Below are 16,243 nucleotides of genomic sequence, written 5' to 3' on the forward strand. Positions count from 1 at the left end.
TACAACTAGTTGTTTTACTCTATCCATTCATGGCTATAATGCGGTTTTATTCAGCAATGATCTTTCCATGCAAACTGTAGAAGAATTTTTTGCCAATCTATGGCAACAATACACCGCAATCAACCCACAAGCAGAGGCCATACATGCCTTGTTAGAAGCGCGTGGGGAACATGTAGTCAATGACCACGTCGCCTTAAGAACATTCAACACAGCCAAATTAGGCATCGATAATTTGGCCAAAATCTTCGAAGACATGGGTTATGAAAATCGCGGCAGTTATGATTTTACTGCAAAAAAACTCAACGCTTATCATTACGAACATAAAGAGAATCCCAATCACCCCAAGATTTTCATCAGTGAGTTAATCACTGAAGCTTTTTCAGATGAGCTGCAAACCATTGTGCAGCGCATTGACAGTGAAGTGGGTGATGAAGAAATGTTTGAAGAAGACTTTTTGTATACCGGTAGGCCTTGGAATTTGAGCTTTACTGAATACATCACATTGTTACAAGAAAGTGAATACGCCGCATGGACCGCAGCATTCGGCTACCGTGCCAACCACTTTACTGTATCGATCAATCACTTGAATACCTTTTTTGATATCCAAAGCTTGAATCAATTCATTCTTGATAATGGTTTTGCCTTGAACGAATCCGGTGGTTTGATCAAAGGCACGCCTGAACAGCTGCTAGAACAGTCATCGACCATGGCGCCCATGGTTAACTTAGAATTCAGCGATGTGAATCATTTGATTCCCAGCTGCTTTTATGAATTTGCTAAAAGGTATCCGACCGAAACTGGTCAACTGTATCAAGGTTTTATTGCTGCATCGGCTGATAAAATTTTCGAGAGCACCAACACCAAATAGACATGGCTATCAATAAATGGGCAGGTTATTTGCAAACCTGCCCTTGTTTCTATTTCATTGTTACTCTTAACTGCCTTCTTGTTCCATCTTGGCCCACGAATCCCTCATGGTAACCACCTGATTGTAAATGGGTTTATCGGTTTCATGAGTTTTATCACGTTTGAAATAGGCGTTGCGCTCAAACTGATAAACCACCTCATCATCAGCACCGGCGATGCCCGGTTCCAACATGGCATTCGGCAGAATCTCTAATGAATCTGGATTCACTGCATCCATGAAGTTCTCCAGGGAAGCAGGTTTGGGATGATTGAACAAACGGTCATACAACCGCACCTCGATGGGTTCTGCATGTTGCGCAGATATCCAATGAATGGTGCCTTTGACCTTTCTGCCATCGGCAGTGCCACCACGGCTTTCAGGATCATAAGTACAGCGCAACTCAACCACTTCGCCAGCCTCATTCTTGATGGCTTCACGACAAGTGATGTAATAAGCGTGACGCAACCTCACTTCCCTGCCCTCGGTTAAGCGGAAAAACTTGCGATTGGCATTTTCCTTGTAGTCACTCTGTTCCACATAGATAACGCGACTGAACGGAATTTCACGGCTGCCAAATGATTCATCTTGTGGGTGGTTAGCCCCTTCTAACATTTCAACTTGATCTTCAGGGTAATTTTCAATCACCACTTTCAAAGGCCTTAACACGCCCATGACCCTTGGCGCCACAATATTCAAATGGTGCCTGATGGCATCCTCAAGCACGGTCATAGAAATCACTGACTCTTTTTTACTGACGCCTACTTGTTTGATGAATTCTCTGATACCAGCCGGTGGATAGCCACGACGACGCAAGCCTGAGATGGTTGACATGCGTGGGTCGTTCCAGCCATCAACTACTTGTTCTTCAACCAATTTACTGAGCCTTCTTTTTGAAGTGATGGTGAAGGACAGGTTCAATCGAGAAAATTCGATTTGTTGTGGATGACAACTGATATCGACGTTGTCGATGACCCAGTCATACAAAGGCCTGTGGTCCTCAAACTCTAACGTACATAATGAATGCGTGATGCCTTCAATCGCATCAGACAAACAATGAGTGAAATCATACATGGGGTAGATACACCATTTATCACCGGTGTTGATGTGGTGCATGCGTTTGATTCGGTATAACACCGGATCGCGCATGTTGATGTTGCCTGATTGCATGTCTATCTTGGCGCGCAAGACTTTTTGGCCATCTGCATACTCGCCAGCTTTCATGGCCCGAAATAATTCCAGGTTCTCATCAACCGAACGTTCTCTGAAAGGGCTGTCTATACCAGGTCGATTGAAATCACCCCGATTTTCTCGCATTTCTTCAGGACTCTGGTCGTCAACATAAGCCAAACCTTTGTTGATTAATTGTTCGGCGTAGAGGTACAACTGGTCGAAATAATCAGAGGCGTGAAACGCTTTGCCTTGCCAATCAAAACCCAACCACTTGATGTCTTTGATGATTGATTCAGCATATTCCTTACTTTCTTTCTCAGGATTGGTGTCATCAAAACGCAAGTGACAAGTGCCTTGGTAATCATCAGCCACCCCAAAATTCAAGCAGATGGACTTGGCATGACCGATGTGCAAGTATCCATTCGGTTCTGGTGGAAAACGAGTGACCACGTGTGTGTGCTTTTTATTGGCTAAGTCTTCATCGATGATGTGCGTAATGAAGTTTTCTACCACATTTTTATCTGTCATTGTTTGGCTGTATAGGAGGTTATTTAATTAGTGTGTATTTTGACAGGTAAACACACAAAAATCGACCCTCTTGAGCCAACATTAGATAAACGAATGAGACCAATCGGTTGATTTTAATTAATCACTTCAGTTGTTGGTGAATTCTGGATAAGCCTCAAGACCACATTCAGCCACATCAACTCCTTCGTATTCTTCTTGTTCACTGACTCGAATGCCCATGGTCTTCTTCAACAAATACCAGACCACCGAGCTGCTCAAGAAAACCCAAAAGAAAATGGTCAGCGCACCTATAATCTGGCCGCTGAGCTTCACTTCGGGGTTGGTCAAAGGCACCAATAACAAGCCCAGCAAGCCCACCAAGCCGTGTACAGATATGGCACCCACAGGATCATCCAATCGCAGCTTATCCAACATGATTACGGAGAACACCACCAGTACGCCACCCATCGCACCAAATAAAGTGGCCACCGCCGGTGTCGGTGTGGTCGCCTCAGCAGTAATGGTCACCAGCCCAGCCAAAGCACCATTGAGGATAATGGTTAAATCAGCTTTGCCAAATAATAATTTGGCGGTGATAAATGCCGCAATCAGTCCACCGGCTGCTGCTGCATTGGTGTTAACAAAAACCACAGCCACCAGGTTAGCCTTTTCTACTGAAGAAGTGGCCAACACCGAACCACCATTGAAACCGAACCAGCCCATCCACAAGATGAAGGTACCCAAGGTCGCTAAGGGTAAGTTGGCACCGGGAATCGCCCTGGGCTTGCCTTTCAAATCGTACTTTCCTTGTCGCGGGCCTAAAAATAACACCCCACTCAAAGCCGCGGCAGCCCCGGCCATATGCACAATGCCCGAACCAGCAAAATCCGAAAAGCCCAGGTCACCCAAAGAATAAAGCCCAAAAACCGATCCTTCGCCCCAGGTCCAATAGCCTTCCATCGGATAAATAAAACCGGTCATTACTATCGCGAAGACAAAGAAAGCCATCAACTTCATGCGTTCTGCCACGGCACCAGATACGATAGACATGGCAGTGGCAACAAAAACCACTTGAAAGAAAAAATCAGCAGAAGGGGCATAGGATTTATCATCTGCCACGCCATCGCCAGTGATGCCTGTTAATAAAGCATCACCCAAATCAGGATACATCAAGGCATAACCCACCAACAAGTACATGGTGCATGAAACGGCGAATAGCACCACATTCTTGGTCAGAATTTCGGTGGTGTTTTTAGACCTGACCAGACCTGCCTCTAGCATAGAGAAGCCAGCAGCCATCCACATCACAAAAGCACCAGAGACCAAAAAATAAAAGGTATCCAGTGCATAACTCAGTTCGAATAATTGTTTTTCCATGTGTCGCTCTTTTTTTGAATCATTGTTGAGCATTCATGGTGATTTGTATATCAGTGAAATTGCGTATAAAAAAGCAGTGATGTAAAACTTAAAATCCATGGCTCATCCTTGAGCTGTACTCCTTGCTTTCCTGAGATAAAAAAGAAGACAATCAACATGTCTTACTTATTAACTCGGGAAAGTCGCCAAAACCTTGTCAAAATTATTGAAATAATTTCATTTATTTTTTTATTTGCCCAATCAATGCTCTAAAGTGATGAATTCAGGTAAAAAAAACGCCATTGAGGTGGTTTATATTTTAAAAAGTTTAAATCATTATTTATCATGGCCTGGTGGACAATGTGGTGCATAGAACAGCATACCGTCTGCAACATTGATTGCATTGTCATAATCAATGAAGACTAATATAAGTTCTGTTGCATAAATCGCACGGGGTTTGAACATCGAAAGGCTGTGACTGATCTTTGTCTTCGATGGTAATTAATTAAAAATCAATGCTTTGGGAAAAGCTTATTTCTCAAAGCCCTGGCTTTTTGATTCAATGGATTTTCAATATATTTAAAAAACAGAATACTGTATACAGAGGTCACAAAAATATAAAAGAGGATTGAAACCATAATCAGTTCTGGGTATTTGTTGGTCAACGAGAAAAAGCCACTGTGCAACAGCACAAAAATTATTATTAAATGGGACAGGTAGATGCTGTAGGCGGCATCAGCCATGAGCAAAGAAAATTTTGGAAAAAGCTGCTTTCCTCGCAATTCAACTTCAATCAGAATCATTGTGATGAAAACCGCTGAAAATCCATAAAAAAAGACTCGCTGTGGCAGGTTGTAACCTTGAGCTAGTAACCCTGAAGGTAAAAGCTCACTTTGTTGATAGTAAAATCCCAAACCAAAAAATATCAATGTAAGCACAAACAATAAACCCAAAGATTTCACCCTTCTTGAATCAAAATAGATGCCTATCAAACACCCCATAATGAACTCAAGGCAAAAAGGTGAAAATATTAATTTATTGACCAGGCTCATGTTTTCGAACTTGCCTACAGCATAATTGTTTTCAATGATTATGCCGTACAGCTGAACCAAGACAATAGCAACAAAATAGACGATTAAGATCTTAGACAAATGGCGTTTATTAAAAAGCAACAAAAAAGCAAAAAACAAATAGAAATACACTTCAAAGAACAATGTCCAGGTAACTGGAATCATGAGTTCACGAAAGTTGGGTTGGGTTAAGAAAGTTGAGCCAATAAAATCAATTCTTTCAAGTATCACTGGTTGCAACCACAGCACAAGAATGATCGCAATCACCATATGGGGCCAATAACCCAAATAAATACGAGCAGCCCGCTCATAAATAAACTCTAAGAATTTTTTCTGACCATTGTTCCTGTAGCTGGATTTATAAATCACAAATCCACTGATGACAAAAAACATATCCACACCGATGAAACCGAACTGATGCAACAAAAACATAAACTGTTTGATCAGGCCATCCGCATTGATGTAATGCGGAAATACATGAAAGAGCACAACCATCAGAGTTGCTATGGTTCTTAAAAACTGGATGTTTATGATCATAACTGCTAATTTTTTAGGAAATATTCAAAGTGTCATCATTGACACAAAATAGGACAGGCATCCCTCTCAACAAATTTTTACATGCTCATCAGTGAATTGCCACAGATAAATACACATCAATTTGCCAAAATCATGCTTTTAAATGGAGTTTTTATCACTATTGCTCGAAACCAACAAATTTGCACTAAGTAAACGCCTTAGCATAGCAAAAAGCAAAGTGCGATTTTCACGGAGTGAAAGAAGCGCTGCAGTGTTTGCGGCCATACGTATCACGTGATATCTAGATGCTTCGCAGAGCCTTCTTGTTTGGTGAACTTAAGGTATCAAGAAAGTCGTTTGGTCGATGATTGCTCCTGCATAATCGACATTCACCACATCCATGTGGCTTAGCACCGCCGTAGGTGGTTAATTAATCGCATCAAAAAAGTCACTTCTGTGTGCGCTATAGATGTGTGTTCCTATGCCATCATATCGAACCAGGGTCTGCCCTTTGGGTATTTTAATATTGTTTTCGAGTTAATTTAACAGAAAAACAGAATGCCACTCAGGTTCTTATGACCTGGTGCTCTTTGTATTCACTACCGGTACTTTGTGATCGATATTTAAAAGGTGAAATTGAGACTAAAGCTGGGCTTCGCAAAGCCAAAGAGTATGTTGCAGAATACCGCGCTCGATTGATGTCAGTTTCATGGTATGTGAAAGCCTTTACTGAATACATCGCCAGAATAGCCAATGAGGAAGACAAGTGCACTGGACACTTTTGTAAGAGTCGCTTTAAGAGCCAAGCATTGCTTGACGAACGAGCGCTTTTGACGTATGTGGCTTAAGTAGATTTGAGCCCAATTAGAGCTGGTATGGTCAAGGCACTGTAGAACTCAGAATTCACATCTATTCAAGAACGAATCAAGACTACCAGCACTTGGCTTTTTGGCTTTGGCAAAGATAATAATGAACTACCGTTTTATTTATCAAGTTTCATAAGATTAGTTGATGAGACTCGATGTTGTATTCGTGGCGACAAGCGAGGTTTTATTTCAATTGGTTATTCGGCTGTAGGAACCGCTGAACAACTGAAAGAATATTCAGTAAATACAAAGCGAAAATGGACGCTCGGAATTATGTTTAGACCTGCCCTAGAGTAGCTTAAACCCATAAAAAAATCAGCAGATTCTGTCTGCAACCGTTTAACACGGATAAAATAATTAGAACCAACTTAAAATGGCATACAACCCAACCTAACTCACTTTTCTTGTGAGATTACCGCTGAAATCAACAAAATATTAAGCAAAACATCTCAAGAAACTTAAACTTCATTATTTATTCCATGCATAATCGATGCATGTCCTAAATTAGAATGTTTGCAGGGCACTGGCTGAGTTTGACTTGATCTGAAAATGTGCAATGCGATGGATATGAGGGTACAACATCTCAATTAAATCGCCTTCAACAGATGCATCTCCGTTGGACCAGTTTTTCAGTAAATCATCAATGTCTTGTGCTTTATTTGAATTCATTGGTTGGTTTTTAGTTACATTTATTAATAATCAGCACACATCATACTATGTGATGCTGAACACAGACTGATTTTCTAGTTGTAAAGTAGTCAATTGCCCGCCCCAAACCTTTCCTGTGTCTAAGCAAGTGACATTTCTGTCTTGATAAAAACCCAAAGCCGACCAATGCCCAAAAATGATGTGTTGATCAAGGGTTTTATCTGCAAAATAACTGAACCAAGGCTTGAGGTTTTTCATCGCACTGATTCGGCCGTTTTGGCTGAAGTTCAATGCGCCGTCTTTTTTCACAAAACGCATGCGGGTGCTGGCATTGATGACAAACCGATGTTTTAAATGTCCCGCCAAATCCTCAGACCATTGTTTTGGTGTGTTACCGTACATGGTTTTAAAAAAAACAGCAGGGTCAGATAACATTTTTGTGCGAGTTTTAGTGGCCAACTTCTTGAACTGCTTGATGCCCCATCCGGGGTACAAACCCGCATGGATAACCATAACATCTTGCTGCTCAATATACAGAGGACGATGTAACAACCAATCCATCAATAACGCTGCATCTGATGCATTGAAAATTTCTTTAAATTCAGTGTTTTTAGTGCGAAACTTTTTTAAATAATACTTACTTAAGAGGCTCAAATCATGGTTACCCAGTACACTGTCACAACATTTTTGGTGGGCATATACCCAACGCAACACATCCAGCGATTGACCACCGCGGTTGACCAAATCACCACAAAAAATCAATCGGTCTTTTGTTGGCATAAAGTCAATCGCTTTGAGTAGTTTCATCAAAGCACTGAAACAACCTTGGACATCACCTATGACGTAGGTCGCCATTGTTGGTTAAACTCCGTATTGTGCTCGATAGGCACTGATTTTAGCTAAATTTTCTGCATCATCACTCAAATATTCAAACAGTGCATCTAGGTCTGCAATGCTGATGGTACTTAACTCAAATTCTTCTGACAACTCCTGCATGGCTGATCGATCACCTGCGCCTTTTTCTTGCCGGTCAAGTGCCACCGCAATGCCCACAGTTGTGGCACCTTCTTGACTTATGAGTTCAATAGACTCTCTGACCGAGGTGCCGGCTGATACCACATCATCAACAATCAATACTTTACCTTTTACCGGAGCGCCAATCAGCTGACCGCCTTCACCGTGTTTTTTGGCTTCTTTGCGGTTGAATGCCACCGGTAAATTCTCTGCATATAAATGATGCCAAGCCACCGCAATGGCGGTAGCCAGGGGAATGCCTTTGTAGGCCGGGCCATAAAGCATGTCAAATTCGAGGCCACTGTTTTTTATGGTTTTGGCGTAGTACTCACCTAATAAGGCCAAGGAATGACCATCGTCGAACAGTCCCGCATTGAAAAAATAAGGGCTGATGCGTCCAGATTTAAGTTGGAATTCACCAAATTTAAGGACATTTTTATTGACCGCCAAGGCGATGAATTGTTGAGCTGTATCCATTTCACGTCATGTTAAGAATAAGACGTTTATCTTCGGAGAATGACGTGCATTTATCAAGTATTGAAGTGGTATAATTCTTGATTTTTGTGATCACCCTATGAAAATCATTACTTTGAATGCCAATGGCATCAGAGCAGCTCAACGCAAAGGCATGTTTGAGTGGTTTGAGAAACAACAAGCCGATGTTTTGTGTATCCAAGAGACCAAAGCCCAGTTGCATCAATTGGATCCCAAGTTATTTATTCCACAAGGCTATCATTTCTACCAATCCGATGCGGTCAAAAAAGGCTATTCAGGTGTCTCTATTTACAGTAAGCATGAACCAACAAAAGTGCAATACGGTCTGGGTTGGGATGAATTTGATCACGAGGGGCGCTGGATTATGGTAGACCTGGGTCATTTGATTGTGGCGTCGCTGTATTTGCCATCAGGTTCTGCCAAAGAAGAGCGCCAAGATTTCAAATACGTTTGTATGGAACGCTTAGAACCCATATTGGATGAGTTAAAAGCCACTGACAAACCTTTTGTGATTTGTGGTGATTGGAACATCGCCCACAAGAAAATTGACATCAAAAACTGGCGTGGCAACCAAAAGAACTCAGGGTTCTTGCCAGAAGAACGTGAATGGATGACCAAACTGTTTGGTGAGTATGGTTTGGTGGATGCGTTTCGCGAGGTCGATGACCGCGAAGGACAATACACTTGGTGGTCAAATCGTGGACAAGCCTGGGCCAATAACACCGGCTGGCGTATTGATTACCACATCACTTCTGCCTGTTTGAAGAACAAAGTGAAATCAGCGGAAATTTACAAAGAAGAACGATTTTCAGACCATGCACCTTTAACCATTGAGTATGATGTGTAATACGCCATCAAAAAAGGCTCCTGATTAAGCCTTTTTTGATTGGATAGGTCAACAAATATAATTCACTTAACACCATCAATTTCATACCAAGGTGTTGGGTTTATTGGGCATCTGAATCGAAAACCATCACTGGTAATTTCAACACGTGAAATTCGCGTTTGATTGGGTTCTAAAGGAAAACGATCCAGTTCTTCTCTGGTTTTATTGTTTTGTAAATGAAACCCGACCAATTTATTGGTTTTATTGGTAATAACAAACTCATAAGTACCTGCTTTCAGTCCTGCCAATGTCTCTTTGGTTTCAAAGTAGCCACCATATTGATCCAAATGAATGGTCGTTACTCCGTCTACTTGTTTGGCCAATTCAGCTTGACTGGAAAAAGTCACCAAAAGTGATAAGATTAAAAAGGACTGAATCATTATTTTTTTACTGTTAAACATGTTTTTCTCCTGAATATAAATAGTTAGTGAGTGTATTTTATTGGCGGTATTGGTACGATACATGACATATAGTCTAAATAAATAGCTAATTAGTCCAATGGATATAATTCAAAGCATTTTTAAAACAATTAACTTCAATGCCAATATTTATCTGCATTCAGCCTTCTGTTCTCCATGGGGAGTTGAGTCCAGCCATCCTGGTCTCAGCAGTTTTCATGTCATAGCTTATGGTAATTGTGAGTTACATATAGAGGGCAAACCCGTCATACACCTCAGCGCAGGCGATTTGATATTTTTTGCTCGAAACACACCCCACCGACTGATCAACCCCAATGAAGAAGCTGAAATTTCAACCACATTAATATGTGGAAAACTATCATTTGATAATAACAACAACCCGATTTTGCTGGGATTACCACCCTATTTACATATAAAAGCCAACCAAATGGATGAACAACCTTGGTTAAAAACGTTGTTCCAACAAATTGTCAGTGAAGCAGAAAGCCAAAGTGAAGGCAGACAGTTGGTATTGGATAAGTTGGCTGAAATTCTCTTTATTTACATAGTCCGATATTATTTGGCAACAGATTTATACGACAACACCAATAAAAGTGGTCTTCTAAAAGGACTTTCAAACCCTGCCATCGCCAGAAGCTTATTGGCTTTTCATACAGCAATGGATAAACCATGGACATTAGATTCATTGGCTGAAGCCGCATTGATATCACGTTCAAAATTTGCCAGTTTATTCAATCAACTGTTGGCCATAACACCACTGAAATACATGACTTATTGGCGCATGCAACAAGCCAAACACTTACTTGAAAATACAGATGACTCAATTTATCTGGTGGCACTGTCATGTGGTTATCGCTCAGAAGCCTCATTCATCAAAGTATTCAAAAAACATTTTGGCAACACCCCAGGTAAAGCCCGCCAAATCGAAAACAAAGAGGAGTGAAAAATGTCAAACAAATTTAATCAAATACTGATAAGCTTTGTTGCATGAGTCACCGGAAAGTTGTGAATGACTGAATTAATCACCTTCAATCAATTAATGAGCTGATATTATGGATTTTGCTTGGGTAGCTATAGCTTTGAATGACTTTTTATGGATAGGTCTGACCTTCGCTTTGGGCTTATTAGCGAAACAAATTGGCTTACCGCCCATGTTGGGATTCTTGGTCTCAGGGTTTATCCTCTCTACACAAAATATAGTTGATCGAGATCTGCTTGAAAAAATGGCCGACCTGGGCATCACTTTGTTGTTGTTTACCATTGGTTTAAAAATCAAGGTCAAGAACCTGTTGCGTCCCCAAGTTTGGGCTGTGACCACCATCCACACTTCTGTGGTGATTGCTTTTTTCACGCTGCTATTTTTTGCCTTTGCCGCTGTTGGCATACCAAAATTCACCGACCTCAGTTTGGAAACGGCCATATTGATTGCATTCGCTTTCAGTTTTTCCAGTACGGTTTTTGTGGTGAAATCGATGGAGGACAAAGGTGAAATGGACTCTTTGCATGGCAGAATGGCCTTGGGTGTGTTGATTTTCCAAGATATTTTTGCCGTTTTATTCTTAGCCGTATCGGCCAACAAGCTGCCATCTGTTTGGGCTCTCGCTTTGATCCTATTGATTCCTTTAAGGCATGTTTTATATGCTGTTCTGAAACAAGTAGGACGCGGTGAATTATTGGTACTGTATGGCTTTTTGTTGGCGATTGGTGGTGCCGAGGTATTTGAACTTGTTAGCATCAAAGGTGATTTAGGCGCCTTGATCATTGGCATGATTATGGCCAATCACCTCAAGTCAGAGGAGCTGGTAAAAAACATGCTTGGATTCAAAGATCTGTTTTTATTGGGCTTTTTCTTGACCATCGGCTTGTATGGCCAACCGACACTAGAAACAATCACATTGGCACTTCTATTGACCCCTTTTATTTTATTTAAGGGTGCCTTGTTCTTCTTTTTGTTTGTTAAATTCAATCTCAGGGCCCGCACCTCCCTACTCTCAACCATTAACCTAAGTAATTACAGTGAGTTTGGCTTGATCGTGATGGCCATCGGCGTGGTTAACCAATGGATTGAGCCTGATTGGTTGATTGCCATGGCATTGGCTTTGGCATTCAGTTTTGTGTTCTCGGCCATCATCAACAAATACGGCAACAGCCTGTACACCAAATACCGCGACATGTGGAAAAAGCTACAACTTCCAGAACGACTTTCTTATGATAAGTTGCTCGACATGGGCGATGCCCATGTGGCCGTTATTGGCATGGGAACAGTAGGTACTGGTGCTTATGATCAACTGATTCAAAAATACGGTGATAAAGTGGTTGGCGTGGATATTTACGCCGATACGGTAGAAAATCAAGTCGCTGACAACCGCAACGTGATTCAAGGCGACCCAAGTGATGCCGATTTTTGGGATCGGGTTAACCAAGAACATCAAATTAAATTGGTGCTTTTAACCTTACCCAGATTCAACACCACCATGGCAGTTATAGAACAACTGAAAGAAACAGGATTCAAAGGTCACATTGCTGCCACCGCTAAATTCCCTGATGAAATTGTTCAATTGAATGAAAAAGGCGTAGATACTGTATTCAATATATTCACCGAAGCTGGCGCTGGTTTCGCTGCCCATGTGGTCAATCAAAACTAAAGGGCTGTGGTCTCAATCTTTGGGTTTGTTACCCAGATCTGCTATTAAAGAGCTCTCATCCCAGCCAGAGTCATTGCCTAATTGGTACTGTTTGATGTGTTGGTCATTATCCAGCACTTCAGCCAGATTGGCTAATTGTTCTTGAACCTTCATGACATGGCCTTTCTCATCTTCCTCCATGTATGAAGCGGCTAGTTTCTTGACCAAAGCTTCATCTTCTTGTTGGTACCTGAGTTTTGACCTTTTGGCTTGATAAGCTCGCATACCTAAATGTTTTAAGACATCTTCACCCAATGTGGCAGAGGTTTCAAATGTTTCACGGTACACATGCTTCACCCCCAAATGGTGTAATTGATAAGCAACAGTTCGGTCTTTGGCCCGAACGAAAAGTTCAAGTTGTGGGTGGTGTTTTAACAAATAAGCCGATAATTTGACCACCTTTTCAGCATCATCCATCGCCACTACCATCGCTGAGGCCGATTCAATACCGGCAGCATGTAACAGATCCATCCGCGTGGCATCACCATAAAACACCTTCCAACCAAATTTTCTTAGAGTATCGATCATGTCTGGGTTATTATCCAGCGCAGTGATACTGAATTGGTTGTACTGCATCATCCTACCAACTATTTGTCCAAAGCGGCCGACGCCAGCAATGATAACACGGTTGTTTTCATCCATGTCATCTGCTGCCCGCTGCTGCTCCTCTTTTGGGTTCATACGAGCCAACAAAACTTTCTCATAAAACAAGAACAACAGCGGCGTGATGGCCATAGATAATGCCACTACTATTCTGAGGGTATCAGCAATAGATGGATCAACCACCTGATTGCTCACAGCGAGGGTTAATAAAACAAACGCAAACTCACCACCTTGCGCCAAGGCGAGGAAAAACAAAGCGTGTTCAATGCTTTTCAGTTTCAAAGTCCAGCCAACCACATACAAAACAGCAGCTTTAAGCGCTATCAAACCAAAAGTCAGACCAATGATTAACCAAAATTGTGCCGCAAACAAGACAAAATTAAAGGCCGCGCCTACGGTCATAAAAAACACCCCGAGCAATAAGCCTTTGAATGGCTCAATATCGGCTTCTAACTCATGCCGGTATTCACTTTCACTTAAAATCACACCTGCAATGAAAACCCCCAAAGCCGGCGACAAACCAATCAAAGACATCAAAGCGGCAATCAATGTCACCAAACCGAGTGCTGCTGTGGTAAATATTTCTTTTTGTCTGGCCTTGGCAATGTAATCAAACAGTGGGTTGATCAAGTAGCGAGAAAAGACATACACCAAGACAATCGCCCCAACCACCACAATGGGTTTCAACCAGGTCGGTAAATGGCTGGTGATATCAATGCCATGAGCCGCATGTTCTGTGGCCGATGGCACACTGACAGCCAACAAAGGTATCACTGCAATAATTGGAATCACCGCAATATCTTGGAACAGTAAAGCTGAGAACGAAGCTTTTCCACCCACCGTATTTTGCCAGCCCTTCTCATCGAGTGTAGACATGATGATGGCAGTCGATGACAACGCCAAAGTTAAACCAATGGCCAGCCCCATGCGCCAATCCAAACCGAAACCAAACATGGCAACAGCCATGATTAACAGGGCAGTCAAACTGACTTGTAAGCCACCGGCATTGAGGATGGTGCCTTTCATGCGCCACAGGTGGCTGGGTTGGATTTCAAGTCCAATCACGAATAACATCAAAACCACGCCGAATTCGGTCGCATGATTCAACTGTTCCAGTAAATAATCAGAGTCCATGCCCATCATGGGAGCCAACCAAGTCAAAGCGCCGCCTACAAATGCCCCTGCTATCAGATAACCCAACACAGAACCTAAATTCAAGCGATTGGCCAAGGGCACCAAAAGTACCGCCAAACCCAAAAACAAACTGGCAATAACGAATGCCTCAGTCATCTTGCTCTGCCTTCATAATGTTGGTTGATGGTATGCATAGACTGACATTGAATGTAATCAATGCGCCCATGAATCAGGTCATTAATCAGCTGGGTATACTGCTTAATTTGTTGTTCGAGGTAATGTTCAGTAATTTCTTGATCAAAATTATTGGCTTTTATTTTCAAGCCTGCATAAGTAACAAAAGGTGGTAAATAATTCATTTGGCACAGCTCAGCAGTTAACTCAAAAGGCTTGAGTAAATTTCTGATGCCTCTGTCACCCAAATAATTATCCTTATCGCCACCGGAGGTTATGATTGACATGAATTGTTTGTTTTTGAGGGACGTTCCCTCAGTGCCGTAGGCAAAACCGTGTTCGAGGACCAAATCCATCCATTCTTTGATGATGGCTGGTGAGGAATACCAGTACAGCGGATGTTGAAAAATAATCACATCATGTTGTCTCAAAAGCTGTTGCTCGTGAGCCACGTCAATCATGAAATTAGGATAAGCCTCGTACAAATCATGCAAGGTGATGTGGTTATCATCAGGCAACGCTGCAAGCAGAGAGCGATTCAGTAATGAGGTCTGATAAACAGGATGGGCAAACAGAATCAGTACTTTTTGTTTCACTGATTCTGTTTTGGTTTTAAGGTCAGTCGGTTGCTTTGTTGACTTCATTGTAGCGCGCTTTGGCGGACAACAAGGCATCCCGCAGTTTTTCTTCAGTCTGTTGCAGTTCGACCACGGCCACTTCACGTTTAGCCCGGCCTTCCTCAGCAATGCGCAAAGAATCATCAATGGTTTCTATCAGTTTCTGATTGGCTTGTTTCACCACTTCTATATCAAAAACACCGCGCTCCATTTGTTCTCTGACTTTGCGATTGGCTATCTTTAGATTATCGGCATTGGCTGCCAACATCTCATTGGTTAAATCAGTGGCATCTTTTAATGTATCAGCCGCTTGTTCAGAACGCCAGATGGTCACTGTTTGTGCCAGTTGCTGACGCCACAGTGGAACTGTGTTGGCTATGGTTGAATTGATTTTATTGATCAAGCCTTTGTCGTTTTCTTGTACCAAGCGTATGCTTGGTAGGCTTTGTAGAGTCACTTGTCGGGTTAAACGCAAATCATGTACACGACGTTCTAAATCAGCAGTTGACGACCTGATGTCTCTGAGGTGTTGAGCCAACAGCATGTCATCACTGCCCTCTGCTTCTTTTTCCATTTTTGGAATGACTTCATTGTGCAGCTGGTTGATTTTTTCCTCGCCGGCTTTGATGTAATCTTCCAAGGTATGAAAGTACTCTAAATTAGCCACATACAGACGATCCAATGAGGTGATGTCTTTTAATAAGGTGGTTTTATGGGCTTCCAATTTATTGGTGATTTTATCAATTTGTTTTTTGACTTCTTCATAACGCTGTAAAAACTTGACCAAAGGCTTGGCTCTGCCAAACAACCGAGCAAAAAAGCCTGGCTTTTTGTTTGGGTCCAATTCATCGATGTCAAACCCACGAATGGTTGCGACCATTTCATTCAAAGCTTCACCTGAACGCCCTAAATCTTTGTTTTTAACCCCTTCAAGCATTTTGTCTGAGATTTCTGTAACTTTTTCTTGGGCCTTGGTGCCAAAGAAAATCACCGAATTGGCATCACTCATGTCAATTTCGGCCATCAAAGCATCAATGCGTTGTTTCTCTTCCTGATCCACGTCTTTATAAGCCACCATTTCGTTCATAACACCAGGTACTATTTCACCATCAGTTGTGCTTTGCAATACATCGGTTTTGGTATCCACCATGGTTTTGTTTTCTTTATCGCTCATACT

Annotated in this window: 15 protein-coding genes; 5 read left to right on the top strand and 10 right to left on the bottom strand. The window is 41.9% G+C overall.

The features are described from left to right. The first annotated feature begins 67 nt into the window (after positions 1–67). Positions 68–868 carry a DUF1338 domain-containing protein gene (locus tag QNI24_RS12865; RefSeq protein WP_267176639.1) on the top strand — a complete coding sequence of 267 codons (801 nt, stop codon included), beginning with the start codon at positions 68–70 and terminating at the stop codon, positions 866–868. A gap of 66 nt (positions 869–934) precedes the next feature. Here the strand turns inward: QNI24_RS12865 and QNI24_RS12870 are convergent, their stop codons facing one another. The 3 genes from QNI24_RS12870 to QNI24_RS12880 all read right to left on the bottom strand — a co-directional run bounded on the left by QNI24_RS12870 (position 935) and on the right by QNI24_RS12880 (position 5,547). After that, on the bottom strand, positions 935–2,605 hold the full coding sequence (locus QNI24_RS12870) for a glutamine--tRNA ligase/YqeY domain fusion protein (protein ID WP_267176638.1): 1,671 nt from the start codon (positions 2,603–2,605) through the stop codon (positions 935–937). Between the two features lie 126 nt (positions 2,606–2,731). Then, positions 2,732–3,961: an ammonium transporter gene (locus QNI24_RS12875; protein ID WP_267176637.1), complete on the bottom strand. Its 1,230-nt coding sequence runs from the start codon at positions 3,959–3,961 to the stop codon at positions 2,732–2,734. Positions 3,962–4,452: 491 nt separating this feature from the next. Further along, on the bottom strand, positions 4,453–5,547 hold the full coding sequence (locus QNI24_RS12880; RefSeq protein ID WP_267176636.1) for an acyltransferase family protein: 1,095 nt from the start codon (positions 5,545–5,547) through the stop codon (positions 4,453–4,455). 554 nt (positions 5,548–6,101) lie between these two features. On the opposite strand from QNI24_RS12880, the gene QNI24_RS12885 reads away from it, so the two are divergent. After that, a complete protein-coding gene (locus tag QNI24_RS12885; protein WP_267176635.1) occupies positions 6,102–6,374 on the top strand; it encodes a hypothetical protein in 273 nt (90 codons plus the stop codon). Positions 6,375–6,896: 522 nt separating this feature from the next. Here the strand turns inward: QNI24_RS12885 and QNI24_RS12890 are convergent. Genes QNI24_RS12890 through pyrE form a run of 3 tightly spaced genes read right to left on the bottom strand, consistent with a single transcriptional unit; the run spans position 6,897 to position 8,531 of the window. Then, on the bottom strand, positions 6,897–7,061 hold the full coding sequence (locus QNI24_RS12890) for a hypothetical protein (RefSeq protein ID WP_267176634.1): 165 nt from the start codon (positions 7,059–7,061) through the stop codon (positions 6,897–6,899). A 45-nt stretch (positions 7,062–7,106) separates the two neighbouring features. Further along, the gene (locus QNI24_RS12895; RefSeq protein ID WP_267176633.1) at positions 7,107–7,895 is read right to left on the bottom strand and encodes a symmetrical bis(5'-nucleosyl)-tetraphosphatase; all 789 of its coding nucleotides are present in this window, start codon (positions 7,893–7,895) and stop codon (positions 7,107–7,109) included. A 6-nt stretch (positions 7,896–7,901) separates the two neighbouring features. Beyond that, positions 7,902–8,531, bottom strand: coding sequence for an orotate phosphoribosyltransferase (pyrE, locus tag QNI24_RS12900; protein WP_267176632.1), 630 nt, complete (start codon positions 8,529–8,531; stop codon positions 7,902–7,904). A 97-nt stretch (positions 8,532–8,628) separates the two neighbouring features. On the opposite strand from pyrE, the gene QNI24_RS12905 reads away from it, so the two are divergent. Further along, on the top strand, positions 8,629–9,396 hold the full coding sequence (locus QNI24_RS12905; protein WP_283708736.1) for an exodeoxyribonuclease III: 768 nt from the start codon (positions 8,629–8,631) through the stop codon (positions 9,394–9,396). 62 nt (positions 9,397–9,458) lie between these two features. Here the strand turns inward: QNI24_RS12905 and QNI24_RS12910 are convergent, their stop codons facing one another. After that, a complete protein-coding gene (locus QNI24_RS12910; protein ID WP_267176630.1) occupies positions 9,459–9,836 on the bottom strand; it encodes a hypothetical protein in 378 nt (125 codons plus the stop codon). Positions 9,837–9,933: 97 nt separating this feature from the next. Between QNI24_RS12910 and QNI24_RS12915 the strand changes: the two genes are divergently transcribed. Both QNI24_RS12915 and QNI24_RS12920 read left to right on the top strand, forming a co-directional pair. Beyond that, positions 9,934–10,797 (top strand): AraC family transcriptional regulator, encoded by an 864-nt coding sequence (locus QNI24_RS12915; RefSeq protein ID WP_267176629.1) that lies wholly within the window; start codon positions 9,934–9,936, stop codon positions 10,795–10,797. Positions 10,798–10,906: 109 nt separating this feature from the next. Further along, the gene (locus tag QNI24_RS12920) at positions 10,907–12,499 is read left to right on the top strand and encodes a cation:proton antiporter domain-containing protein (RefSeq protein ID WP_267176628.1); all 1,593 of its coding nucleotides are present in this window, start codon (positions 10,907–10,909) and stop codon (positions 12,497–12,499) included. A 12-nt stretch (positions 12,500–12,511) separates the two neighbouring features. Here the strand turns inward: QNI24_RS12920 and QNI24_RS12925 are convergent, their stop codons facing one another. The 3 genes from QNI24_RS12925 to QNI24_RS12935 are packed head-to-tail and all read right to left on the bottom strand — an operon-like array spanning position 12,512 to position 16,240. After that, on the bottom strand, positions 12,512–14,431 hold the full coding sequence (locus QNI24_RS12925) for a cation:proton antiporter domain-containing protein (protein ID WP_267176627.1): 1,920 nt from the start codon (positions 14,429–14,431) through the stop codon (positions 12,512–12,514). Then, on the bottom strand, positions 14,428–15,093 hold the full coding sequence (locus QNI24_RS12930; RefSeq protein ID WP_267176626.1) for an NAD(P)H-dependent oxidoreductase: 666 nt from the start codon (positions 15,091–15,093) through the stop codon (positions 14,428–14,430). Before QNI24_RS12930 ends, QNI24_RS12925 begins: the two co-directional genes overlap by 4 nt. Then, complete coding sequence (locus tag QNI24_RS12935; protein WP_267176625.1) at positions 15,068–16,240, bottom strand: toxic anion resistance protein; 1,173 nt, start codon at positions 16,238–16,240, stop codon at positions 15,068–15,070. Before QNI24_RS12935 ends, QNI24_RS12930 begins: the two co-directional genes overlap by 26 nt. Positions 16,241–16,243: the final 3 nt, after the last annotated feature.

The sequence above is a fragment of the Marinicella marina genome (assembly GCF_030065545.1).
Lineage (GTDB): Bacteria > Pseudomonadota > Gammaproteobacteria > Xanthomonadales > Marinicellaceae > Marinicella > Marinicella marina.